Origin of the sequence: Gemmobacter sp. LW-1, assembly GCF_001303875.1 — a bacterium.
GTDB lineage: Bacteria > Pseudomonadota > Alphaproteobacteria > Rhodobacterales > Rhodobacteraceae > Gemmobacter > Gemmobacter caeni.
Map to the genome: position 1 here is coordinate 182,108 of NZ_LJSC01000051.1, position 22,481 is coordinate 204,588.

Annotated in this window: 22 protein-coding genes; 13 read left to right on the top strand and 9 right to left on the bottom strand. The window is 64.7% G+C overall.

The window, feature by feature from the left end; genetic code table 11:
* Together AO684_RS14900 and AO684_RS14905 are read right to left on the bottom strand one after the other, a co-directional pair.
* Nucleotides 1–854: family 1 glycosylhydrolase (locus AO684_RS14900; protein ID WP_369814600.1), on the bottom strand; the 854-nt coding region annotated here is incomplete at its 3' end.
* The gene (locus AO684_RS14905; protein WP_054303710.1) at nt 847–1,872 is read right to left on the bottom strand and encodes a LacI family DNA-binding transcriptional regulator; all 1,026 of its coding nucleotides are present in this window, start codon (nt 1,870–1,872) and stop codon (nt 847–849) included. The genes AO684_RS14900 and AO684_RS14905, both read right to left, overlap by 8 nt.
* A 246-nt stretch (nt 1,873–2,118) precedes the next feature.
* On the opposite strand from AO684_RS14905, the gene AO684_RS14910 reads away from it, so the two are divergent.
* The 6 genes from AO684_RS14910 (at nt 2,119) to AO684_RS14935 (ending at nt 9,319) form a co-directional block, all read left to right on the top strand.
* Nucleotides 2,119–3,468: an ABC transporter substrate-binding protein gene (locus AO684_RS14910; RefSeq protein WP_054303711.1), complete on the top strand. Its 1,350-nt coding sequence runs from the start codon at nt 2,119–2,121 to the stop codon at nt 3,466–3,468.
* 81 nt (nt 3,469–3,549) lie between these two features.
* Complete coding sequence (locus tag AO684_RS14915) at nt 3,550–4,542, top strand: carbohydrate ABC transporter permease (protein WP_054303521.1); 993 nt, start codon at nt 3,550–3,552, stop codon at nt 4,540–4,542.
* Entirely contained in the window at nt 4,542–5,669 is a 1,128-nt protein-coding gene (locus AO684_RS14920; RefSeq protein ID WP_054303522.1) for a carbohydrate ABC transporter permease, read from the top strand. Before AO684_RS14915 ends, AO684_RS14920 begins: the two co-directional genes overlap by 1 nt.
* A 7-nt stretch (nt 5,670–5,676) precedes the next feature.
* Entirely contained in the window at nt 5,677–7,296 is a 1,620-nt protein-coding gene (locus AO684_RS14925; RefSeq protein ID WP_054303523.1) for an alpha-glucosidase, read from the top strand.
* Nucleotides 7,297–7,309: 13 nt separating this feature from the next.
* Nucleotides 7,310–8,395, top strand: a complete 1,086-nt coding sequence (locus AO684_RS14930; protein WP_054303524.1) for an ABC transporter ATP-binding protein — start codon at nt 7,310–7,312, stop codon at nt 8,393–8,395.
* A 144-nt stretch (nt 8,396–8,539) separates the two neighbouring features.
* The gene (locus tag AO684_RS14935; RefSeq protein ID WP_054303525.1) at nt 8,540–9,319 is read left to right on the top strand and encodes a GNAT family N-acetyltransferase; all 780 of its coding nucleotides are present in this window, start codon (nt 8,540–8,542) and stop codon (nt 9,317–9,319) included.
* Here AO684_RS14935 and speB read toward each other — a convergent pair.
* Together speB and AO684_RS14945 are read right to left on the bottom strand one after the other, a co-directional pair.
* Nucleotides 9,308–10,267, bottom strand: a complete 960-nt coding sequence (gene speB / locus AO684_RS14940; RefSeq protein ID WP_054303526.1) for an agmatinase — start codon at nt 10,265–10,267, stop codon at nt 9,308–9,310. The two genes, AO684_RS14935 and speB, sit on opposite strands and share 12 nt — an antisense overlap.
* A gap of 39 nt (nt 10,268–10,306) precedes the next feature.
* Complete coding sequence (locus AO684_RS14945) at nt 10,307–11,197, bottom strand: LysR family transcriptional regulator (protein ID WP_054303527.1); 891 nt, start codon at nt 11,195–11,197, stop codon at nt 10,307–10,309.
* 86 nt (nt 11,198–11,283) lie between these two features.
* On the opposite strand from AO684_RS14945, the gene AO684_RS14950 reads away from it, so the two are divergent.
* On the top strand, nt 11,284–12,075 hold the full coding sequence (locus AO684_RS14950; RefSeq protein ID WP_054303528.1) for a phytanoyl-CoA dioxygenase family protein: 792 nt from the start codon (nt 11,284–11,286) through the stop codon (nt 12,073–12,075).
* Between the two features lie 81 nt (nt 12,076–12,156).
* Complete coding sequence (locus tag AO684_RS14955) at nt 12,157–13,161, top strand: tellurium resistance protein (RefSeq protein WP_235451296.1); 1,005 nt, start codon at nt 12,157–12,159, stop codon at nt 13,159–13,161.
* Nucleotides 13,162–13,222: 61 nt separating this feature from the next.
* On the opposite strand, the gene kdsA is transcribed toward AO684_RS14955, so the two are convergent.
* The 4 genes from kdsA to AO684_RS14975 form a co-directional block, all read right to left on the bottom strand.
* The gene (gene kdsA, locus AO684_RS14960; protein WP_054303529.1) at nt 13,223–14,053 is read right to left on the bottom strand and encodes a 3-deoxy-8-phosphooctulonate synthase; all 831 of its coding nucleotides are present in this window, start codon (nt 14,051–14,053) and stop codon (nt 13,223–13,225) included.
* A 10-nt stretch (nt 14,054–14,063) separates the two neighbouring features.
* Nucleotides 14,064–15,638, bottom strand: a complete 1,575-nt coding sequence (locus tag AO684_RS14965) for a capsule biosynthesis protein (protein WP_308429972.1) — start codon at nt 15,636–15,638, stop codon at nt 14,064–14,066.
* 79 nt (nt 15,639–15,717) lie between these two features.
* Nucleotides 15,718–16,377: an ABC transporter ATP-binding protein gene (locus AO684_RS14970; protein WP_054303531.1), complete on the bottom strand. Its 660-nt coding sequence runs from the start codon at nt 16,375–16,377 to the stop codon at nt 15,718–15,720.
* A gap of 154 nt (nt 16,378–16,531) precedes the next feature.
* Nucleotides 16,532–17,743 (bottom strand): Na+/H+ antiporter NhaA, encoded by a 1,212-nt coding sequence (locus AO684_RS14975; RefSeq protein ID WP_054303532.1) that lies wholly within the window; start codon nt 17,741–17,743, stop codon nt 16,532–16,534.
* Between the two features lie 109 nt (nt 17,744–17,852).
* Between AO684_RS14975 and AO684_RS14980 the strand changes: the two genes are divergently transcribed.
* From AO684_RS14980 to rpsI, 4 genes are all read left to right on the top strand, one after another.
* Complete coding sequence (locus AO684_RS14980; RefSeq protein WP_054303533.1) at nt 17,853–18,458, top strand: uracil-DNA glycosylase family protein; 606 nt, start codon at nt 17,853–17,855, stop codon at nt 18,456–18,458.
* Entirely contained in the window at nt 18,445–19,230 is a 786-nt protein-coding gene (locus AO684_RS14985) for an SseB family protein (protein WP_054303534.1), read from the top strand. Before AO684_RS14980 ends, AO684_RS14985 begins: the two co-directional genes overlap by 14 nt.
* A 261-nt stretch (nt 19,231–19,491) precedes the next feature.
* On the top strand, nt 19,492–19,956 hold the full coding sequence (rplM, locus tag AO684_RS14990) for a 50S ribosomal protein L13 (protein WP_054303535.1): 465 nt from the start codon (nt 19,492–19,494) through the stop codon (nt 19,954–19,956).
* Between the two features lie 2 nt (nt 19,957–19,958).
* Entirely contained in the window at nt 19,959–20,444 is a 486-nt protein-coding gene (gene rpsI / locus AO684_RS14995) for a 30S ribosomal protein S9 (RefSeq protein ID WP_054303536.1), read from the top strand.
* A gap of 138 nt (nt 20,445–20,582) precedes the next feature.
* Here rpsI and AO684_RS15000 read toward each other — a convergent pair whose 3' ends face one another.
* Complete coding sequence (locus AO684_RS15000; RefSeq protein ID WP_082401031.1) at nt 20,583–20,792, bottom strand: DUF1127 domain-containing protein; 210 nt, start codon at nt 20,790–20,792, stop codon at nt 20,583–20,585.
* Nucleotides 20,793–20,879: 87 nt separating this feature from the next.
* On the opposite strand from AO684_RS15000, the gene AO684_RS15005 reads away from it, so the two are divergent.
* The gene (locus AO684_RS15005; protein ID WP_054303538.1) at nt 20,880–22,283 is read left to right on the top strand and encodes a PLP-dependent aminotransferase family protein; all 1,404 of its coding nucleotides are present in this window, start codon (nt 20,880–20,882) and stop codon (nt 22,281–22,283) included.
* Nucleotides 22,284–22,481 lie beyond the last annotated feature (198 nt).

Sequence of the window (22,481 nt, forward strand, 5' to 3'; positions counted from 1 at the left end):
CGGATCACCGCCATATCGTTCTGCCAGCCCTGCGGCAGATGCGGCGCCAGTCCCTCAAGCGCCTCGGCCGGGTAAGCGCCTTTCGTGATCGCCTCGATGAACCAGCGATTGAAGATCGCGTCCTGACGGGCAGCGGCGGCAAGGTCGGCGGGGGCGTCGCTGGCAGGCACCGCACGGTCAAAGTTCAGCACGATTCCCAGATCGCGCTGTCCCAGCCCGTGCAGCCGCTCCATCGCCATGCCATGTGCCAGCAGGATGTGGTGCATGGCGCGGGCGGCGGCGCGGATGTCGCGCAGGCCCGGCGCATGGGCTCCGAGGAAATGCGACAGCCAAGCCACGCACCATGGCTCATTGATTGTGGCCGTGGCGGCGATGCGGTCCCCAATACGCCGGGTCACGATTTCCGCGAAATCGGCGAAACGAGCGCAGGTATCGCGGTTGCGCCAGCCACCCAGATCGGCCAGCGCAGCGGGCAGATCCCAGTGATACAGGGTCAGAAATGGTTTCAGCCCGCGCGTCAGCATGCCGTCGACCAGCCGGTCATAGAAATCCAGACCTTCGGGGTTCACCGTCATGCCATCCGGCATCACCCGCGACCAGTTGGTCGAAAAGCGCCAGGCATCCATATGGGCGCGGGCGGCAAGGTCCAGATCCTCGGGCCAGCGGTGGTAATGGTCGCAGGCGGTGGCGCCATCCTCGGCGCGCACCACATTGCCAGGGGTGGCGGCGAAAGTGTCCCAGTGCGAGGGGCCACAACCGCCGAAGCGCGTGCCCTCCACCTGATAGGCGGCGGTGGCGGCACCGAACAGGAAGCCCGGCGGGAAGGTGGCGCGCGGCGGGATCGGATCAGCCACGATGCGGGCCTGTGGATTGACCGATGATCAACTCTGCCTCCATCAGCAACTCGCGCGGCGCCCCCGCCTCACCCCGGATCAGCCCGATCAGCATGGCCGCCGCCTGCCGCCCGGCCTCGCGCACGGAAGACCGGGTGGCAGTGAAGATTGGCAGGTCGTCACCGTTGCGCAGATAGCTCAGCTCGTCATCGTGAACGATGACGGAAACGTCCCGGCCCATTTGCAGACCACGCTCTTCAATCGCGCGGCGGATGCCAAGGCCCATGATGATGGACGAAACCAGAAAGGCCGTGGGCGGGTTGGGGCCGGACAGCAGCGCCGCCCCGAGCCGGTGACCGCTGGTTTCCGTCATTTCCTCGCTGGCCATGATCGCGGGATCAACGGGAATGCCGCGTGCAGCCAGCGCAGCCTCATATCCGGCCCGGCGACGCAGCGCGAAATCCATGAACTCCAGCCCGTTCATCAGCGCGATCCTGCGATGGCCGAGATCCAGCAGGAATTCAGTGGCCCGCTGGAAGGCGCGCCGGTTGTTCACATCAACCCAGGGGTAGGGGCGCGGGCTGTCGGTGGCGCGGCCATGGACGACAAAGGGGATGCCAAGGTCGTGCAGCAGCGGAATGCGCTCATCGCGCATCCGTGGCGAATGCACGATCACCCCGTCGACCGTCCCCCGAGATTTGAGTTCGCGATACGCGCGTTCCTCATCATCGTCCGAAACGACGGACAGCAGCAGATCATAGCCGTTGCGGGAATAGACTTCACCCGCACCGGCGATGAAATCGGCGAAGACCGGGTTGACGATCTCGTGCCGTGTCGCCAGCGGAATGACATGGCCCACGGCCATGGCGCGCCCTGTCGCCAGCCGGATGGCACGGGTATTCGGCTGATAGTTGTATTTTTTGGCTGCGGCAGCTACTCTTTCGCGAGTGGCCTCGTTCACTTCGGGATAGCCGTTCAGGGCCCGGCTCACCGTTGTGGGTGACAGGTCGAGTTTGCGGGCCAGCTCCTTGAGATTCATGTGCGTGCAGCCAAAGCGTTTCAAATTCGCCGGGATGTTAGCCGTCCGGGGCGGGGGCGTCAAAGCCCAAATCATCTGTTTTTCCGCCCTGATCTCACGGGTTGCGTGCGACTTTTGTCGAAGATTCGTTGACAGCCGGGCCAGGGATGTCTTATCTGTGCCAATCCAAAGCGGTTTGAAATGTGATTCCGCGACGGGGACGGTGCCGGAATGAAGCACCGATGGAGGAGGAACGGGAGGATGACAATGAAACGGAGCCTGTGCGCCGGTGTGGCGGTTCTGGCGCTGATGGCCGGGCAGGCCGGGGCGCGTGACCTGAAATTCGCGCCGGGCGAGGATGCGCGGCTGAACTGGGACAGCTTCGAGGCGTTCAGACAGGATCTGTCGGGGCAGGAACTGACGATCCTTGGCCCCTGGCTTGGGCCTGACAAGGATCTGGTCGAAAGCGTCATCGCCTATTTCGAGGCGGCAACCGGCGCCAAGGTGAATTACAGCGGCTCCGACAGTTTTGAACAGCAGATCGTTATTGACGCGCAGGCGGGCTCGCCGCCCGATATCGCGGTTTTCCCGCAGCCTGGCCTGCTGCGCGATCTGGCCAGCAAGGGCTTTGTGGTGCCGCTGGGCGACGAGACCGCGAAATGGGTGGCCGAAAACTATGCTGCCGGCCAAAGCTGGGTCGATCTGGCGACCTTCCCCGGCAAGGATGGCACGCCGGGACTTTACGGTTTCTTCTACAAGGCCGACCTGAAATCGCTGGTCTGGTATGTGCCCGAGAATTTCGAGGACGCGGGCTATGAAGTGCCAAAGACCATGGAGGAGCTGAAGGCGCTGTCGCAGCAGATCGTCGATGACGGCGGCACGCCGTGGTGCATCGGGCTTGGCTCGGGCGGGGCGACCGGCTGGCCTGCGACTGACTGGGTCGAGGACATGATGCTGCGCACCACCACGCCCGAGAATTATGACCGCTGGGTCAGCAATGATCTGAAGTTCGATGATCCCATCGTGGTCAATGCCATCGAGGAATATGGCGCCTTCGCGCGCAACGATGCCTGGGTGGCGGGGGGCGCGGGCGGTGTCGCCTCCACCGATTTCCGTGACAGCCCGAAGGGCCTGTTTGCCTCGCCGCCAGCCTGCTACATGCACCGTCAGGCCAGCTTCATTCCGTCCTTCTTCCCCGAAGGCACGGTGATCGGGCAGGATGCCGATTTCTTCTACTTCCCGGCCTATGCGGGCAAGGATCTGGGCCAGCCAGTGCTGGGCGCGGGCACGGTGTTCGGGATGATGAAGGACAGCCCCGCCGCGCGCGCCTTCATCCAGTTCCTCGAAACGCCCATCGCGCATGAGGTCTGGATGGCGCAGAAGGGCTTCCTGACCCCGCACAAGGGCGTCAACCCCGAGGCTTACAGCGACGAGACGCTGAAGAAGATGGGCGACATCCTGCTGAACGCTACCACCTTCCGCTTTGACGCCTCTGACCTGATGCCCGGACCAATCGGCGCCGGGGCCTTCTGGACCGGCATGGTCGATTATTCCGGTGGCAAGGATGCGGCGGCCGTGGCGGCCGAGATCCAGAAGACCTGGGATACGCTGAAGTAAAACGCGCGATGTAACGAGTGCATCCCGCCCGGAGCAATCCGGGCGGGGAGTCTGCGGCTGTCTTGGAGGCTTGGGGGAAACATGGAACAGCTACTGATGGCGGGCGGCACCATCGTGATCGGTGTCTTCGGATGCGTCGCCTATTTCTTTCTGTCGAACCTGATCCTCGATACGCTGCTGCCACCACGCGGGGCAGATGCCGGGCGCAATATCGCCCGTGCGGCCCAGATCCGGCCCTGGCTGTTCCTGCTGCCTGCCGTGCTGCTGCTGGCGGTCTATCTGGTCTATCCGGTTTTCGTGTCGGTCTGGTATTCGTTCCACGATTCCACCGGCCAGACCTATGTCGGCTTCGACAATTATTCGTGGCTGGTCAGCGATTCCAAGTTTCGGGAATCGATGCGCAACAACCTTCTGTGGCTGCTGGTGGTGCCCGCGGCATCGACCTTCTTCGGTCTGATCGCCGCTGCCCTGACCGACCGTATCCGCTGGGGCAATTTTGCCAAGGCGATGATCTTCATGCCGATGGCGATTTCCTTCGTCGGGGCCTCGGTGATCTGGAAATTCATTTATGACTATCGCGGCGACGGCCAGACCGAGATCGGCATGCTCAATGCGATCTGGGTGTCGCTGGGTGGCCAGCCGCAAACCTGGCTGACGCTGGAGCCGGGCAACAGCTTCATGCTGATGATTGTGCTGATCTGGATCCAGACCGGCTTTGCCATGGTGATCCTGTCCGCAGCACTGCGGGGCATCCCCGAGGAAACGGTGGAGGCCGCGATCCTCGACGGGGCCTCGCCCTTGCAGATCTTCGCCCGCATCAAGGTGCCGCAGATCTGGGGCACCATCGCCGTGGTCTGGACCACGATCACCATTACCGTGCTGAAGGTTTTCGACATCGTGCTGGCGATGACCAATGGCCAGTGGGGGACGCAGGTTCTGGCCAACCTCATGTTCGACTGGATGTTCCGCGGCAATGATACCGGGCGCGCCTCGGTCGTGGCGTTGGTCATCATGCTGATGGTGACGCCGATCATGATCTGGAACATCCGCAATGCCCGGAAGGAGATGCGCTGATGGACAATATCGCAGGAACAAAATCCTCGCTGGTCTGGGCCGTGCATCTCGCCACTGCCGCGCTGGTGCTTCTGTGGGTGCTGCCGACGATCGGGCTTTTGGTCTCGTCTTTCCGCGACCGCGACCAGATCACCACCTCGGGCTGGTGGCGATCCTTGTTCCCGGCTGAACAGAACATCGTCTACCGGGCCGGCGATGCAGATACGCAACGGCAGGACGGGCCGCTCTGGGTGATCGACGGCAATGTTTTTGACGGTGCAGGGGGCGAGGTCACGGCCTTCGGCGTGAACTCCCGTGCGCCCGCCGCCTTCGCCCCAGGGGCCGAGGCCGATCTGAAGGACGGCGTGAAGCTCGCGGTGCAGGCCAATGGCGACTACCGCCTGACTGCACCCGCGCAGTTCGAGGGCCGCTCGCCCCGCATCTTCGTCAGTTCAGTCTCCCCTCCGCGCTTCACGCTCGACAATTACCGCCGTGTGATGTTCGCCGAGGGGCTGGGCCGCGCCTTCCTCAACACCATGACGGTGACGATCCCTGCCACGATCATCCCGATCCTGATCGCGGCCTTCGCGGCCTATGCGCTGGCGTGGATGGAGTTTCCGGGCCGCGCGCTGCTGATTGCCGCGGTGGTGGGCTTGCTGGTCGTGCCCTTGCAGATGGCGCTCATCCCGCTTCTGAAGCTGCACAACCAGCTTGGCATCGGCAAGGAATACATCGGGATCTGGCTGGCGCATTCTGGCTTCGGCCTGCCACTGGCGATCTACCTTCTGCGCAACTACATGGTCGGCCTGCCGCGCGAGATCATCGAAAGCGCGCGCGTTGATGGGGCCACCGATTTCCAGATCTTCCTCAAGATCATCCTTCCGCTCAGCTTTCCGGCGCTGGCCTCCTTTGCGATCTTCCAGTTCCTCTGGACCTGGAACGACCTGCTGGTTGCCACCGTCTTCCTTGGCAACAACCCCGACCAGCTGGTGATGACCGGCCTCCTGCGCGAGCTGATGGGGTCGAAAGGGGGCGAGTGGGAAATTCTTGCCGCCTCGGCCTTCGTGTCCATCGCTGTGCCGCTGATCGTGTTCTTCGCAATGCAGAAATACCTGGTGCGCGGCCTGCTGGCCGGCTCCGTGAAGTGAGAGACCCATGACCCTTCCCAAAGACCCCGACTGGTGGCGCGGCGCGGTGATCTATCAGATCTACCCGCGCAGCTTTCAGGACAGCAACGGCGACGGTATCGGCGACCTGCCGGGCATCACCTCGCGGTTGGATCACATCGCGACCCTCGGCGCCGATGCGATCTGGATCAGCCCGTTCTTCACCTCGCCGATGAAGGACTTCGGCTATGACGTCAGCGATTATTGCGGCGTCGATCCGATGTTCGGCACACTGGCCGATTTCGATGCGCTGGTGACGCGGGCACATGATCTGGGTCTGCGGGTGATGATCGACCTCGTGCTGTCGCACAGTTCCGACCAGCATCCGTGGTTCCGCGAAAGCCGGCAGAGCCGCGATAATCCGAAGGCCGACTGGTATGTCTGGGCCGATCCGAAGCCTGATGGCACGCCGCCGAACAACTGGCTGTCAATCTTCGGCGGCTCGGCCTGGAGTTGGGATGCACGGCGCGAGCAATATTACTTGCACAACTTCCTGACCTCGCAACCCGATCTGAACTTCCACAACCCGGATGTGCAGGAAGCGCAGCTTGACGTTGCGCGGTTCTGGCTGGAACGCGGAGTGGATGGTTTCCGACTGGACACCATCAATTTCTATTTCGCAGACAAATACTTGCGCGACAATCCTGCGCTGCCAAAGGAACTGCGCAACGATTCCATTGCGCCCGCGGTGAACCCTTATAACCACCAGATGCATCTGTTCGACAAGAACCAGCCGGAGAACCTTGAGTTCCTGCGGAAATTCCGTGCCGTTCTGGCGCCTTACGGTGCGGCCGCAGTGGGCGAGGTCGGCGATGCGCAGCGCGGGCTGGAGATCATGGCCGAATATACTTCGGGCGGCGACAAGGTGCAGATGTGCTACCCGTTCGAGATGCTGCAACCCAGGCGCCTGACCGCCGAGGGGGTGCAGGCGACCTTTGCCCGTATGGCCGCTGCTGCGCCGGATGCATGGCCGTGCTGGAGCTATTCAAATCACGACACGGTGCGCCACATCACCCGCTGGCAACTTTCGGAAGAGGGTGCAAAGGCTTATACCGCGCTCCTGATGTGCCTGCGTGGCTCGGTTTGCCTGTATCAGGGCGAGGAACTGGGTCTGCCCGAGGCAGAAATTGCCTTTGAGGAACTGCAAGACCCCTACGGAATCGAGTTCTGGCCCGAGTTCAAGGGTCGTGATGGTGCACGCACACCGATGACCTGGCAGAAGGACAATGCGCAGGGTGGTTTTACTGCGGGTCCGCGCGCCTGGCTGCCGGTGACGGCACCGCATCTGGCGCGGGCCGTTGGCGCACAGGCAGGCGTGGCGGACTCCATGCTGGAATTCTACCGCGCCGCGCTGGCCTTCCGCCGCGCCCATCCGGTGCTGCGCGAGGGCACCATGACCGGGATCGAGGCGGTGGGCGCCGTGATCCGGTTCCATCGCCAGGGCAATGAAGAGATTTTCTGTGCCTTCAACCTTGGCGAAGGCACGCAAGAGATCGACTTGCCGGAAGGCCGGTGGGAGACGGTGGGTCAGAACATCGGCGGGCAACCTGCCGACGGTGGGAAAGCGATTTTGGGGGCCTGGCACTATTGCCTGGCCCGTCGGGTATGAGGGAGGGGCGCATATGGCCGATCTGAAACTGACCGGGGTTGAGAAGGCCTATGGTGAGGTCAAGGTTCTGAAGAACATCGACCTTGACATCAAGACGGGCGAATTGATCGTGTTTGTCGGCCCCTCGGGCTGTGGCAAGTCCACACTTTTGCGGATGATCGCCGGGCTTGAACGCATCACCGGCGGCGATTTCACCATTGATGGCGTGCGGATGAACGAGGTGCCGCCCGCGCAGCGTGGCATCGCCATGGTATTCCAGTCCTACGCGCTCTATCCACATATGACCGTGCGGCAGAACATGGAGTTCGCGCTGAAAATCGCGAAGAAGCCGCAGGCCGAAATGGATGCGGCGGTGGATAATGCCGCTCGCATCCTGCAACTGACGCCCTATCTGGATCGTCTGCCCAAGGCGCTTTCCGGGGGGCAGCGGCAGCGCGTGGCCATCGGGCGGGCGATCGTGCGCGACCCGAAGGTCTATCTGTTCGACGAACCGCTCTCGAACCTCGACGCTGCCTTGCGGGTGGCGACACGGATCGAGATTGCGCAGTTGAAAGAGGCGATGCCCGGATCGACCATGATCTACGTCACGCATGATCAGGTGGAGGCGATGACGCTGGCCAGCCGTATCGTGGTTCTGGCCGGTGGCGGTATCGCACAGGTTGGCACCCCGCTGGAGCTTTATGAACGGCCCGAGAACGAATTCGTGGCGCAATTCATCGGCAGCCCTGCCATGAATCTGCTGCCAGGCAAGATTGTCGCCACCGGCGCCGAGACGCGGGTCAAGCTGGATGGCGGCGGCGAGGCCATCGCGGCGATCCCCACCGGGGACGCGGATCTGGGGCTGTCGGTCAACCTTGGGGTGCGGCCCGAGGATATGGTGCCCAGTGACACCCCCGCGCTTTACACCGGCGAGGTGGAAATTACCGAGGCGCTTGGCGAGGTGACGCTGCTTTATTTCAAACGCGCGGGCGAGGCGGCGCCGGTGGTGGCGAAGCTGCCGGGTATCCATCAGGGGCTTCGGCACAGCGCGGTGCATCTGACTGCCGATCCGGCCAAGCTGCACCTGTTCCACAACGGCCGTTCGCTGCTCTATCGCTGAAACAAGCGCCAGCCCGGCGAGGAACAGCAGCGATAGCGCCAGTGCGATCAGCGTGGGCACCCAAAGTGTCAGGCGAGGCGGTTGTGGCAACTTCTCCATGACCGCTTCATCGCATCTTAAACTTTCCTGCCGGTTAATGGCGGAATGAAAAGTCTGACCGATTCCGAATGGGACATACTGGTCCCCGCGCCGCCCTTGCAGCAAAGCCGCAGCTATGGGGCGGCTCTGGTACGACTCGGGGCGCGGGCAGAGCGTGGGCTGCTGCACAACGTCCCGGTGCAGGTGATTACACGGCGCGGCCTGCGGATGATTCACCGACCGCCGCCCAGTATATGCCTCGCGCCTCTGGCACGTCATGCCGGGGTGACAGTGGCGACCAGCACAGCAGCGGGGATTCTGCCGCTGATCACGGCGCGGCACCATGCGGAATGGGATGTGAGTCCGACGTCAGAGGCCTTGCGCAAGGCACTGGCCCCGAAATGGCGCGGTCATCTGAATTCGTCAGAATGCACAGATATTTCAGAGGGTCACGATGCAATCCTGCAAGACCTTCTGAACAAGGATATCGCGCAGGGCAGGGCGCGCGGTTACCGCAATCTGGGGGCCGCCTTTCTCGCCGCCTGGCGGGGGGAGCGGCTGATCCTGCATGTGTCCCGCAAGGGCGGGATGCTGGCTGCCATGCTGTTCCTGATCCATGGCGCGGCGGCGACCTATCTGATCGCCTGGACCAGCGCAGAGGGGCGCCGGATCGAGGCGCATCGCGCGATGCTCTGGCACGCTGCTTTGCTGCTGCGGGGGCGCGGCGTGACCCGCATCGACCTTGGGCCTGTCGATGCGGGCAATCCGGGCCTCGTCGGGTTCAAGCTCGGCACGGGCGCCAGGCTGGTGAACCTTGGGCCGACCGGCCTTGTGTTACCGCTGTGACCGCGCATGGAAGATGAAACCGAGGAAATTCAGCAAGACCTGCGCGGCGAGGATGGCCGTTGACTGGCTCGGGTCGTAGTCTGGCGCCACCTCGACCAGATCAATGCCGACAATCTCGTGGTCACGGGCGACACCTTGCAGGATCTCCAGCACCTCGTAGTAAAGGAACCCGCCGTGCGAAGGTGTGCCGGTGCCCGGCGCGATCGAGGGGCAGAAGCCGTCGATGTCGATGGTGACGTAAAGCCGCGCACCCTTCGGGATTCGGGCCAGAACCCCGTCGCAACCCAGCTTCCGCACCTGTCGCACGCTGAGGATGTCGTCGCCCATGGCGCGCGCGGCCTCATATCCCTCTTGCGTCGTGGAAGAAACATTGCGGATGCCCAGCGCGGTGATCCCGGTCACATAATCCTTCTCCGCCGCGCGCCGCATCGGATTGCCATGGCCGTGCCGGACACCGTGACGCACATCGACGAAATCCAGATGCGCGTCGATTTGCAGAATGTGGATCGGGCCCTGATCGTCGAAGGCGCGGATGCAGGGGATGTTCACCGAATGGTCGCCACCGATCACCACGGGCAAGGCGCCTGCCTTCAGGATGGCGCGGACTCCGGCCTCAATATTGGCGTGGCTTGTCTCGGTGTCGGTATGCACAATGTCGGCGTCGCCGATATCCACGATGCGAACATCGCTGCCAAGATAGGTACAATCGTCCTCGTGATCATAGGCGCCGGCATGGCCAAAGCTGAACAGCGTGGACGCCTCGCGCACCGCCCGTGGGCCAAAGCGCGCGCCCGCACGGAACTGGGTGCCGAAGTCGAACGGCGCCCCCATCACGGCGACATCAGCCTCGATCCGGCTCCAGTCGGCCTGATAGGGGCGCTTGCCGAAGGTGGAAATGCCCACGAAGGGCAGGTTGAGGCGTCCGGTCTCGTAGGCGTGGCCGCTCATCGGAATCTCCCTGTTGTTTCGGGCGATCCTGACCGGGGTTCAGCCTTTCGGCAAGAAGCCCCGTCGCGCGGCGATCAGACGGGCCAGCCGCTCGCCCGCAGGCGACAGCGCATTGTCGCGCGCGACGGCAAGCACCAGTGGCTCACCCGCACCGGCATCCAGCACCGGGCGCGTTACCAGCGCGGCGCCATCATAGCTTTGTCCCGGCACCGGCGCGGTGTAGCTGAGCCCGACCCCCAGCCCGTTGGCCGCGAAAGAGCGCATCAACTCCAGCGTCGCGGTGCGATGGGCGATGCGGGGTGCAAGGCCGCGCCGGGCGAACAGCGCCCGCATATGCCCGACTGACAGCCCCTGATCGGCGAGGATAAGCGGTACATCGGCCAGTTCCGCCAGCGACACCCCGGCGCGCAGCGCCAGCCGGTGACGCGGACCCATGACGGCATGCGGCTTCACACGGGCGACCTCTTCCCGCGTCACGCTGAGCGGCAGGCCCAGATCCCATGTCAGGGCAAGGTCGATCTGGCCGCGACCAAGGCCATCGGTCATCGCCTCGAACCCCAGCACTCCGGGGGTGACGGGAAGGTCGGCGGGCAGCGCTGCCAGCAGGGGACCGAGGATCACCGGCGCCAGATCCTCGAACACCGCAAGCCGCACCGGGGCGGCGGGCGCGGCATCCCCCGCCATCAGCCGCGCCATGGAGGCCAGCTGGGTCTCTGCCGCTTCCAGAAAATCGCGGCCAAAGGCGGTGGGAACGGCGGGGCCGCGTGGGCGCCGCAGGAACAACGGTTTGCCGAGCTGCGCCTCCAGCTGAGACAGGGCGACCGACAGCGCGGGCTGGCTGATGTTCAGTGCCTGCGCGGCAGCCGTCACGCCGCCGTTGCGGGCCACGGCCACGGCATACTCCAGTTGGCGCAGGGTAACTGATAGCATTTACCTATCTCGAACATGCGAAGATATTATTTGAAACTATGTTAGACTCGCGTCACCTTTCTGCCAAGCGCAACAGGAGGCCCGCGATGGCGAAGATCGAGATCACCCCCGAAATGATCGAAACCTACCAGACCGAAGGAGTGGTGCTGGTCCGTGGCCTCTGGGCCGACTGGGTGGAGGATCTGCGCGCCGGGGTGGAGCGCAATATGGCCGAACCAGGTCCCTATGCGGCCGAGAACCTCAAACCCGGCGAGGGCGGCCGCTTCTTCGATGACTATTGCAACTGGGATCGCATTCCCGAGTTCGAGCGTGTGATCCGCGAAAGCGCCGTGGCCGAGGTGGCGGCGCAGCTGATGGCGTCTGACCGGGTGCAGATGTTCCACGATCATGTGCTGGTGAAAGAGCCGGGCACCTCGAAACCGACGCCGTGGCATCAGGACGGCCCGTATTACTTCGTCGAGGGGCAGCAGACGGTCAGCTTCTGGTCGCCGCTGGACCCGGTGCGCGAGGCCAGCCTGCGTTGTGTCGCGGGTTCGCATCGGTGGGAAAAGGAAGTGCTGCCGACGCGCTGGCTGGCCGAGACGAGCTTCTACCCCGACAGCGAAAAATACATGCCGGTCCCCGACCCGGATGCCGAAGGCATGCCGGTGCGCGAATGGCAGATGGAGCCGGGCGATGCCGTGGCCTTCAACTATCGCACACTGCATGGCGCGCGCGGCAACAATGCCGCTACGCGGCGGCGCGCCTTCAGCCTGCGGCTGGTGGGGGACGATGCGCGCTATGTGGAGCGGCCGGGCCGAACCTCGCCGCCCTATCCGGGGCACGAGATGCAGCCGGGGCAGCGCCTGCGCGAGGATTGGTTTCCCTATCTGCGCTGATCCGGCAGGGTGCGGCTTTGCCGCACTTTCGCGGTTTCCTCCGATAGGCTAGGGCTGGGACAACCCGAACCGGAGGTGCCCATGCCCGACCCCAAGCCCGCACCGCAGATGAACCGGCCGCGCGTCTATCCGCCGCCCGAGTTTCCGCCGCGCCGCCCGGCGCTGTTCGCGCGGATGCCGCCCGCGGTGTTTCCGGTTCTGATGGGCGCTCTTGGCCTGGGTCTTGCCCTGCGGCGCGGGCTGCCGGCGCTGGGGCTGCCTGCGGAGATCGGCGATATGGTGCTGGGTGCTGCCGTCGCGCTCTGGCTGTTCGCGGCCTTCGGCTATCTGGTAAAGCTGACCCGCCGCCCTTCGGTGTTGTTCGAGGATCTGCGGGTGCTGCCGGGCCGGGCGGGCCTTGCGGCGGGGTCGCTGGGCTTGCTGCTGACCTCCGTCGCAATTCTGCCCTATGTTCCGGCCATGGCGCAGGGGCTGCTTTTTGCGGGTCTTGGCCTGCATGCCGCGCTGGCTGCTGCGCTGATCTACAGTTTTGCCACCGGCCCGGCCGAGGCGCGCGAGGTGACCCCTGCCTGGCATCTGCATTTCGTGGGCTTCATCATCGGCGGGCTGAGCGCCGCGCCCCTGGGGCTGATCGGGCTGTCGCTGCTGATTTTTGCCGCCACCGGCCTGGCCGCGCTGGCGATCTGGGCGGTTTCGCTGTTGCAACTGTTCCGCCGTATTCCGCCGGCGCCGCTTCGGCCGCTTCTGGCGATTCACCTGTCTCCTGCCTGCCTGCTGTCCGGCGTCGCGAGCCTTCTGGGCTTGAATGACTGGGCCCTGGCGTTTCTGGCCGTCTCGGGGGCCATCTTCCTCGCGCTGGTCGGGGCGGCCCGCTGGATCACGGTCAGCGGTTTCAGCCCGATGTGGGGGGCCTTTACCTTCCCGCTGGCGGCTTTCGCCTCGGCGCTGTTCCTTCAGGGCTTTGATGTCACCGGAACCATCGTTCTGGTTCTGGCGCTGGGGCTGGTCCCTCTGGTGCTGTTCCGGGTGCTGAAAGCCTGGGCCGGGGGCAGCCTTGCTGCCCGCACGAACGCGGCAGAGGCCTAGGGCCTCCGCCTGCCACTGATGCCGGGAGGCGCCAGAGCGTACCGGGCGTTGCAGGGTTTGTTCAGATGCGCAGCGGATCGGCCTTCGCCAGCCGGTCGAAAGCCATCAGGCTGTCGATCAGCGCGGGCATCTGATCCAGCGGAATCATGTTTGGCCCGTCTGAAGGCGCGCTGTCAGGCGCTTCATGCGTTTCGATGAACACGCCCGCGATCCCGATGGAGACGGCGCAGCGCGCCATGACCGGGGCAAATTCGCGCTGCCCGCCGGTACTGCCGCCCTGACCGCCGGGCTGTTGCACCGAATGGGTGGCATCCATGATCACCGGCCAGCCAGAGCGCGCCATGGTCGGCAGGCTGCGCATGTCGGCGACCAGCGTGTTGTAGCCAAAGCTGACGCCGCGTTCCGTCAGCAGGATGCGGTCGTTGCCGGTGCTTTCCACCTTTTCGGCCACATTCGCCATGTCCCAGGGCGCGAGGAACTGGCCCTTTTTGATGTTCACCACCGCGCCGGTTTCCCCGGCGGCGATCAGCAGATCGGTCTGGCGGCAGAGGAAGGCAGGAATCTGGATCACATCCACCACCTGCGCTGCCGCGCGGGCCTGTTCGGCATCATGGATGTCGGTCAGGACCGGCATGCCCATGGCGCGCACCGCCTCCAGCACCTTCAGCCCGGCATCCATGCCCAGACCACGCTTGCCTTTCAGGCTGGTGCGGTTGGCCTTGTCGTAGCTGGCCTTGAACACATACTGCGCCCCGGCGGCCGCACAGGCCTCGGCCATGCGGCCCGCGATCATCTGGGCGTGGTCCAGACTTTCCAGCTGGCAGGGCCCCGCGATGACCAGCAGCGGCTGGTCGTTCCCGGCGGTCAAGCCGCCGATCTGCACCTGTTTCATCCGTCTCTCCTTATGCCGAGACCTGTTCGCGCAGGATGGCGACGGTCATCGAGATCATCAGGTAGATACCGGCAAAGATGAACAGTGCAACCATGGTATATTCAAATGCGCGGGGGTAGGTGGGCTCGTCCGGCGGAATCGGGCTCACCGAAAGCGAGAGATACCGCACCTGACGGTTGACCTCGATCCGCGCAGCCTCCATCGCCTGCAGTGCCTGCGCCAGCAGAAGGCGGCGGGTTTCCACATCGGATTGTGCCACCATCAGCTCCCCCTGCACGACAGCAAGGCTTTGCTGGCCATCGCCGGCCTCGGTCAGCTTGGCGCGCAGATTGGCGATTTCGCTTTCCAGCGTGGCGATCCGGCGTTTCAGCGGCTCCATCCGCGCCTTGTTGGGATTGGCGTTGCTTTCCATCTGTTGCAGCGACAGCCGGTCGGCGGTCAGTTGGGTGTCCAGATTGCCGATCTGCGTGGTGATCAGGCTGACCTCGACCTCGGAGCTGAGCACCTTGTAGCGTTCCTGAAGGTCGACCACCTTCTGCTGTGCCGCCAGCATATCGCGTTCGGTATTCTCATAGGTTTCGCGGGCACCCTTCATCTGGTCCTCGCGCAGGCGGTGGGTCAACTGATCCACCTGTTCCTCTGCATAGCCGACGAGGGCACGGGCAAATTCGGCAGATTTCTCGGGGTTGGCCGCCACGACTTCCATCTTGATGATGCCCTCGCTCGGGTCATAGGAGATGTGGATGTGGCGGGTATAGGCCTTGTAGGCGGATTCGAAACTGGCGTCTGGGGCAAGGCGCTGGATCGGGTCGATCTGGTCGCTTTCGAAATGCGCGCGGAAGCCGTGATCGGCGTCGAGCCGCAACATCGCATCCCGTGATTGCAGATACCCCTGCACCGTGATCGAATCCTGAGAGGTGGCAAAGCCGGTGCCTGTCAGCAGGCCCCCCAGGCCCCCTGCGCGACCCGCGCCCATGCTGTCGCCGGATTGCTGGATCACGAATTCGGTTTTTGTCGCATACATCGGAGTCGCGACAAAGAAGAAGTAAAAGCCTGTCAGCAGCGTGGGCAGGCCGATGAAGAACATCAGTCGCAGCGACAGCAGCGCCGCGCGGCGGCGGCGGCGGCGGGCCAGATCGCGCTGGATGCGCATGATTTCGGCCGCATGGTTCGTTTCGGCCCGCACTTCGGTCGAGGGAACCTGCACCGGCTTGATGGTCTGCGGCAGTTTTACACCGTCGCCCTCGGGCACCAGCGCGCGGCTGCCCGGCGCAGGCGGCAGCCCTCCGCCATCCCCGCCCGCTTCGGTTTCAGTGCCACCAACCAGTTCGATCAGGTTGGTCCGCTGGAACGGATCAATCCCCGCCTGCCGCAGCAGCCGCACCGCATCGAAATCAGATGTGGCGGGCATTTCATGCTTCTGTGCCAGACGGCGTGCCAGCCGGAGTTGCCGCCCGGTCAGCCCCTCGCGACGGATCGCCTCAAGATCGGTCGGCCCTATATCGCGGGTCGTCCCCTGGTCCTGCGGGCGTGGCGTGACAAAGGTCATGTCGCCGAAACCGTCTTCCGGCTGCTCGAACAGCATGCCGTCCTTCGGCGCAGGCTTCTCCGCCGCGCGCGAGGGCAGCGGTTGCACCGGATCGGGGCGACGAATGCGGAATCGCTTAGCCGTTAGCTTTGTAGTCATAAAGACGTTTCGCTTCTTCCAGAGAGTCGAACATGTAAAGCCGACCACCCGCCAGAACGGCGGCCTGGTGGCAGAATCTTTCCAGTGTCGAGGCCTGATGCGAGACCACGACAACGGTGGTGTTTTGCAGACGTTGCTTCAGGATCGACCCGGCCTTGCGGTTGAACTCGGGGTCCGTGGTGGCAGGCATACCCTCGTCGATCAGGTAGATGTCGAAATCCAGCGCCAGCATCAGCGCGAAGCTGAACCGCGAGCGCATCCCGGCGGAATAGGTGCCCACCGGCATGTCGAAATATTCGTTCAGCCCGCACAGCCAGCGGCAGAAGCTTTCGACGTAATCGGGGTCAAGGCCGTAAAGCCGGGCGATGTAGCGCGAGTTTTCGGTGGCGGTGTGCTTGTTCACCACGCCGCCCATGAAGCCCAGAGGGAAGGAAATGCGCGAGGTGCGGATGACGCGGCCCTCGTCAGGCTTTTCCAGCCCGGCCATCATGTTGATGATGGTGGTCTTGCCGGTGCCGTTCTTCGCCAGAATGCCGAGCGATTTGCCGATCTCGACCCGGAACGACGCCTGGTCAAGGATGACCTTGCGCTGCTTGCCGGTCCAGAAGGACTTGCTGACGTTCTCGAACTCGATCATCGGGGCCTCACCGCATCTGCCTGATGCGTTCGATCCGTTCCGGTTGTCTCCCCGGATAGGGCATATTCCTTAATACCTCGTCACGCTTTACCGCACCGATATGCAAAAGCAATCAGGCTATATTATGTCAGCGGCAGGCCGGGTTTGGCAATCGTCAGCGGGACGGACGGGCGCGGGATAGCAGAAGAAGCAGCGGCCCCGCCAGCAGGGTCAGGGCGAGGCCAAGGCGGGCGGCCTCGGCCATGGCGCCACCGGGGATGGCGGTATCCAGCGACAGGACCGGCACGGTGAAGCCGATTCCGGCGATGGCGCCGATGCGGGCCATGTCGGCAAGGGTCAGCCCCTGCGGCAGCGGCAGGCCGAACAGGCGCAGCGCGATCAGCGTGCCCGCCATCAGGCCCAGCGGCTTGCCGATCCAGAAGGCGGCAAGCGTCACGAGCGTGGTAGGGGCAAAGGCACCAAGGTCGATGCCGCCGCGCGTCAGGCCGAACAGAAACAGTACGCCCACCAGCGGCCGCATCAGCAGATGGGCAAAGCGGTTGAGCGGATCGTGCAGAAACTCCTCTGCCTCGGCGAACAGGCCGAAGGCACGACGAGCATGCGGAATGGCCGGAATGACCGGAAGCAGCCCGAGCGCGCCCGGAAGGCCCGCCGCCGCGACGCCGGTCCAGCTCAGCGCGCCTGCCACTACATAGGGCCAGAGGTGCAGCGCCCGCTGACGTTCGGTTTCCCGCTCTGACCTGGCATGACGGCCGTAAAGCAGCCAGACCCCCGCCGCCGCCGCAAGAGGCAGCAGCAGCCACAGCAGGCGCAGCGCCTCGTCCGGGCGCATCAGGGCCAGCGCCAGCAACCCCGCCAGTTCCGCCCCGATGGTGATCAGCAGCAACATGTGCAGCGCCGGATGCTGCGGCCCGAACAGCCGCCGCCCGATCGCATAGCCGATCACCACGTCGCAGCCGACGGGCACCGCCCAGCCGCTGCCGAAACTGGCCTCTTCCGCCGTTTCGATCAGGGCAGAGACCAGCAACCAGACAAGCACCGCCCCACCGACCGCGCCCATGGTGGCCATGAAGGGCAGCGCTCCGCGCCGCCCGTGCAGGGCACCGCGCTCCAGCATGTTGGCCTCCCAAAGCTCTTTGCCCAGCAGGAAGAAGAAGAAAGCCATCAGCAGGTCAGAAGTCAGCGTGATCAGGGTCGCACGCACATGGTCGGCAACGATCCAGCCGGGGAAAGGCAGCGGGAACAGCCCATGCTCCATCACATCGTAATAGCTGGCGGGATCGAGATTGACCCAGAGGGTCGCCACGAGGCTGCCCGCCAGCAGGGCGCGGGCGAAATGCAGGATGAAGCTGGAAACGCGATACATCAGTTCACCATGGCGCTGGTCTTTGTGCTGTCCTATCCTCGGGGGTATGGCGCGGCAACGGCACGCAGGGGCGGGGCGGCGCCGGTGTTGCAACGAGGCACCGGAGGGGATGCAGGAACTCGCCGCGGAAATCGCCGCCTGCCGGCTGTGCGCTGCGCGCTTTGCGGCGACGGCAACCGCGCATGTGCCGCGCCCGGTGCTGTGGCATGGCGCGCGGGCACGGGTGATCGTCGCGGGGCAGGCACCGGGGCTGCGGGTGCATCAGTCGGGCAAGCCCTTCACCGATCCTTCGGGCGATCGGCTGCGCGACTGGATGGGGCTGGACGAGGCTGCCTTCTATGACCGGAGCCGCATTGCAATCCTGCCGATGGCCTTCTGCTTTCCCGGTTACGATGCCAGGGGCAGCGACCTGCCGCCGCCGCCCGTTTGCGCACAGACCTGGCGGGCGCGGGTGCTGGCTGAACATCGCGCGGCACGGCTGGTGCTGGCGGTGGGCGGGGCGGCAATCCGCTGGCATCTGGACGACCGTCGCCCGGTTGCACAGGTGGTGGCGGATTGGCGCAGCACGGTGGCGCGCGGGATTATCCCCTTGCCTCATCCCTCTTGGCGCAATAGCGGGTGGCTGAAACGCAACCCGTGGTTCGCCGCCGAGCTGTTGCCCGAGCTGCGCGCCCGCATCCGCGCCGCGATGGAGGGCCCCGATGACCCCGCTTGATCTTGCCTATGAGGCCATGGCCGCCGCGCCCGACGGCGATGACGCGCCGCGTCTGCGGTTCTATGAGCGGCTCGCCGATGGCGAGATGATCCTGCTGCTGGAAAAGGAGGCCGAGGGCGAGACGCTGGCGCCGCGTGTCTTTGATCTTGAGGACGGGCCGGTGGTTCTGGTGTTCGACACCGAGGAGCGGCTGGGCGCTTTCACCGGCATGCCCGCGCCCTATGCGGCGCTGCCGGGGCGGGTGATCGCCGGGCTGCTGGCCGGGCAGGGCATCGGGCTGGGGGTGAATCTCGGGGTGGCGCCGTCCTCAATGCTGCTGCCACCCTTCGCGGTGGACTGGCTGGCCGAAACGCTGGCCCATGGCCCCGAGGAAGCCGAGGCGCGCCCCGAGCGGTTCGAGCCACCGCGCGGGCTGCCGCAAGGCCTGATCGAGGGGCTGGATGCGAAACTCGCCCGAGCGGGTGGTCTGGCGGCGCATGCGCTGCTGGCGGCGGTGATCTATGAGGGCGGGCGGCAGGGGCATATGCTGGCTTTCGTCGATGCGGTGGAAGGCGCACAGACCGCGCTCGCCCGTGCGGCGGCCGAGGCGCTGACCTTCTCGGGCGTCGAGGCGGGCGAGATGGATGTGGCCTTCCTGGACGGGGACACGGCGGTGGTAGCAGCCATGGCCCGCGTCGCGCTGCGCTTCGACCTGCCGGTGCCGGTGGCGGCAGAGCCACCCGCGCCGCAGGCGCCCGGCATGGACCCTGCGAAACCCCCGGTGCTTCGGTAACTTTTGAGATGGCGCCGCCTGCGGCGGCAAGCTTTTCTGTCACCGGGCGGGCTGCGCCGCCCGGTTCCGGGGGCCTCCGGCGGGGATATTTGGGCCAAGATGAAGGCGGATTTTTGGGGTATTTTGATACCTATTTCGTATGTCGATGTTTTTGCTGGAAATTATTGATTGCGCGACGCTTGACCGGCGCGTGGAAATGCAGGAAAAGCCCGCATCCGAGATAGAGGGGCGTCCGCGTCCCGACAATTCCATGGGTCTGATATGAAAACCTTCACCGCTACTCCGGCGGATATCGAGAAGAAGTGGATCCTGATCGACGCTGAAGGCGTCGTTCTGGGCCGCCTCGCCACGATTGTCGCCAATATCCTGCGCGGCAAGAACAAGCCGACCTTCACCCCCCACATGGACATGGGTGACAATGTCATCGTCATCAACGCCGACAAGGTGCAGATGACCGGCAACAAGCGCAATGACAAGCGTTACTACTGGCACACCGGCCATCCGGGCGGCATCAAGTCGCGCACCGCGCGCGAAGTGCTTGAAGGCGCGCATCCCGAGCGCGTGGTGACCAAGGCCGTCGAGCGCATGATCACCCGTAACCGTCTGGGCAAGCAGCAGATGACCAACCTGCGCGTTTACGCCGGGGCCGAGCATCCGCATGAAGCGCAGCAGCCGACCGTCCTGGACGTGAAGGCTCTGAATCCCAAGAACACCCGGAGCGCCTGATCATGGCTGACATCAAATCCCTCGACGATCTGAAAGCGGCCGTCTCGGGCGAGGCTGCCGCGGTTGCCGAAGCGCCCGTGCGTGAGCCGAAGCGCGATTCGCTGGGCCGTTCCTACGCCACCGGCAAGCGGAAGGACGCGGTTGCCCGCGTCTGGATCAAGCCCGGCTCGGGCAAGGTCACCGTCAATGGCAAGGAAATGGCGGCTTACTTCGCCCGCCCGGTGCTGCAGATGATCCTGCGTCAGCCGTTCCAGGTTGCCAATGTCGAAGGCCAGTTCGACGTTTACGCCACCGTTGCCGGTGGTGGTCTGTCGGGTCAGGCCGGTGCGGTGAAGCACGGCATTTCGAAGGCGCTGCAACTCTACGAACCCTCGCTGCGCGGTGCGCTGAAAGCGGCGGGCTTCCTGACCCGCGACTCGCGCGTTGTGGAACGGAAGAAATACGGCAAGGCCAAGGCCCGTCGTTCGTTCCAGTTCTCGAAGCGCTGATCCGGTTTTCCGGTTTTACGAAAGGCCCGCGGTGTTCCGCGGGCCTTTTGCTTTGCGGCGGGTGCGCGGGCAAAAGCGGACAAAAAAAGAGGGCCGGAAAACCGGCCCAGTCAGGGGTACGACAGGAAGGGAATGGGGTCAGTCGCGCCAGAACGGCTTTTGCGACTCTTGCGCGGCGGTCATCGGGTCGAGGCCGATGTCGCGCAGCAGATGGGTGTCGAGCTTTGCGATGCCACGGCGCGCCTGACGGCGCAGTTCCCAGGTCATCACCTTATGCGCCACGGCAAACACCAGCCGCGACACGGGCGGCAGCGAAAGCATGGGGGCGGTCAGATCGGTCCGGGTCATCATGGCACCTTTTGTATTGATACAAATCTCGGTTTCGGTTATGTGTCATTGATACAATGGCGGCGTGGCGAATGCGAGGGCTAGATTGTGACTGATACAAATTGGCAGCCGGACCTCGACAGCCATCCGGGGCCGAAATATCTCGCCCTGACCCGCGCATTGCGCGAGGCGATCCGTCTGGGAGAGCTCGCGCCCGGTGCGCAGCTCCCGACCGTGCGCGATCTGGCCTGGCGGCTGCATGTGACGCCGGGCACGGTGAGCCGCGCCTATCAGCTTGCGACGCAGGAGGGGCTGCTGGCCGCGACGGTGGGGCGCGGCACGTTCGTTGCCGCCCGTGCGCCGCGTCTGGGGCCGACTCAGGCGCTGTTTCAGGAGCGTGACCTCAGTGACGAGCCGTGGCTGGTTGATCTGCGGTCGCCGCAACTGCCCGATGTCGGTCAGGGTGCGGCTTTTTCGGAAGCGTTGCAGAAGATCGGGCAGGGGCTGGATGCGGCCTGGCATGATTATCCCTCGCAGCGGGGCGAGGCGCCTTTGCGCACCGCCATTTGTGACTGGCTGTCCGACCGTCTTCTGGGCGCCTTCGGGCCGGAGGATATCGCGCTGACCCATGGCGGGCAGAATGCGCTGCTGCTGGTCTTTCTTTGTTGCCTGCGCGGCGACCGGCCGGTTATCCTGACCGAAGATCTGGCCTATCCCGGCATCCGTCATGCCGCGCGACTGGTGCGCGCCGATGTGGTGGGGGTGGAAATCGACGACGAAGGCATGTTGCCCGACGCGCTGGAGGCCGCCTGCCGACGCCATGGTGCGCAGATCCTTGTCCTGACGCCCGAGGCCCAGAACCCGACGGCCTGCCGGATGGGGGCGGCGCGGCGCGCCGAAATCGCCGCCATCGCCCGCCGCTATGACCTTCAGATCATCGAGGATGATTGCTATTCGATCACGGAAAGCAATCTGCCCACGCTGCATGCGATCGCGCCGGAACGGACGTGGTATGTGGGGTCGATGTCCAAGTCGGTCTCGGCGGCTCTTCGGTTCGGTTATGTGGTTTGCCCCTCAGGCATGGGCGAGGCGGGGCGGCTGACGGCGCAGCACGGGTTCTTCGCGCTGGCGCGGCCGGTGTCGGATCTGGCACTGGAACTGCTGGAAAGCGGGGCCGCGCAGGAGATCCGCCGCAAGGTGCAGGAGGTGTTTGCCAGCCGGTTGATGACGGCGGTGAATGCGCTGGGGCGGTTCGATATCCGCTGGCAGGCGGGGTTGCCCTTCCTGTGGGTGCCGCTGCCTTCGGGCTGGCGGGCCTCGACCTTCGCCCGGCAGGCGGAGGCGGAGGGCGTGCTGATCCGGCAGGCCGATGAATATGCGCTGATCCATGGCCGGGCGCCGCATGCGCTGCGCATCGCGCTGGCGGGGGCAATTCCTGCGGATCGTTATGCCAGCGCGGTTGCGACTCTGGCGCGGCTTCTGGGGCATCCGCCGTCGGATATGGCGGTCTGATTCCGGCCCATGCCGGTTGCGGCGCTGTTTTCAAGGCTGCCGGGCTTTGTGCGAAGCCTGGCCGACCTGTCGGATTTTGCGGCAATTCCGCAGCGGCAGGCCTGGCGGCACATGAAAAAATGATCAAATTATTTTTTGCGAGATTTCATGGTCTTGTAAAGATATGTCCATGGTCTGTTCCGGCCTCGCAGGCCGGAT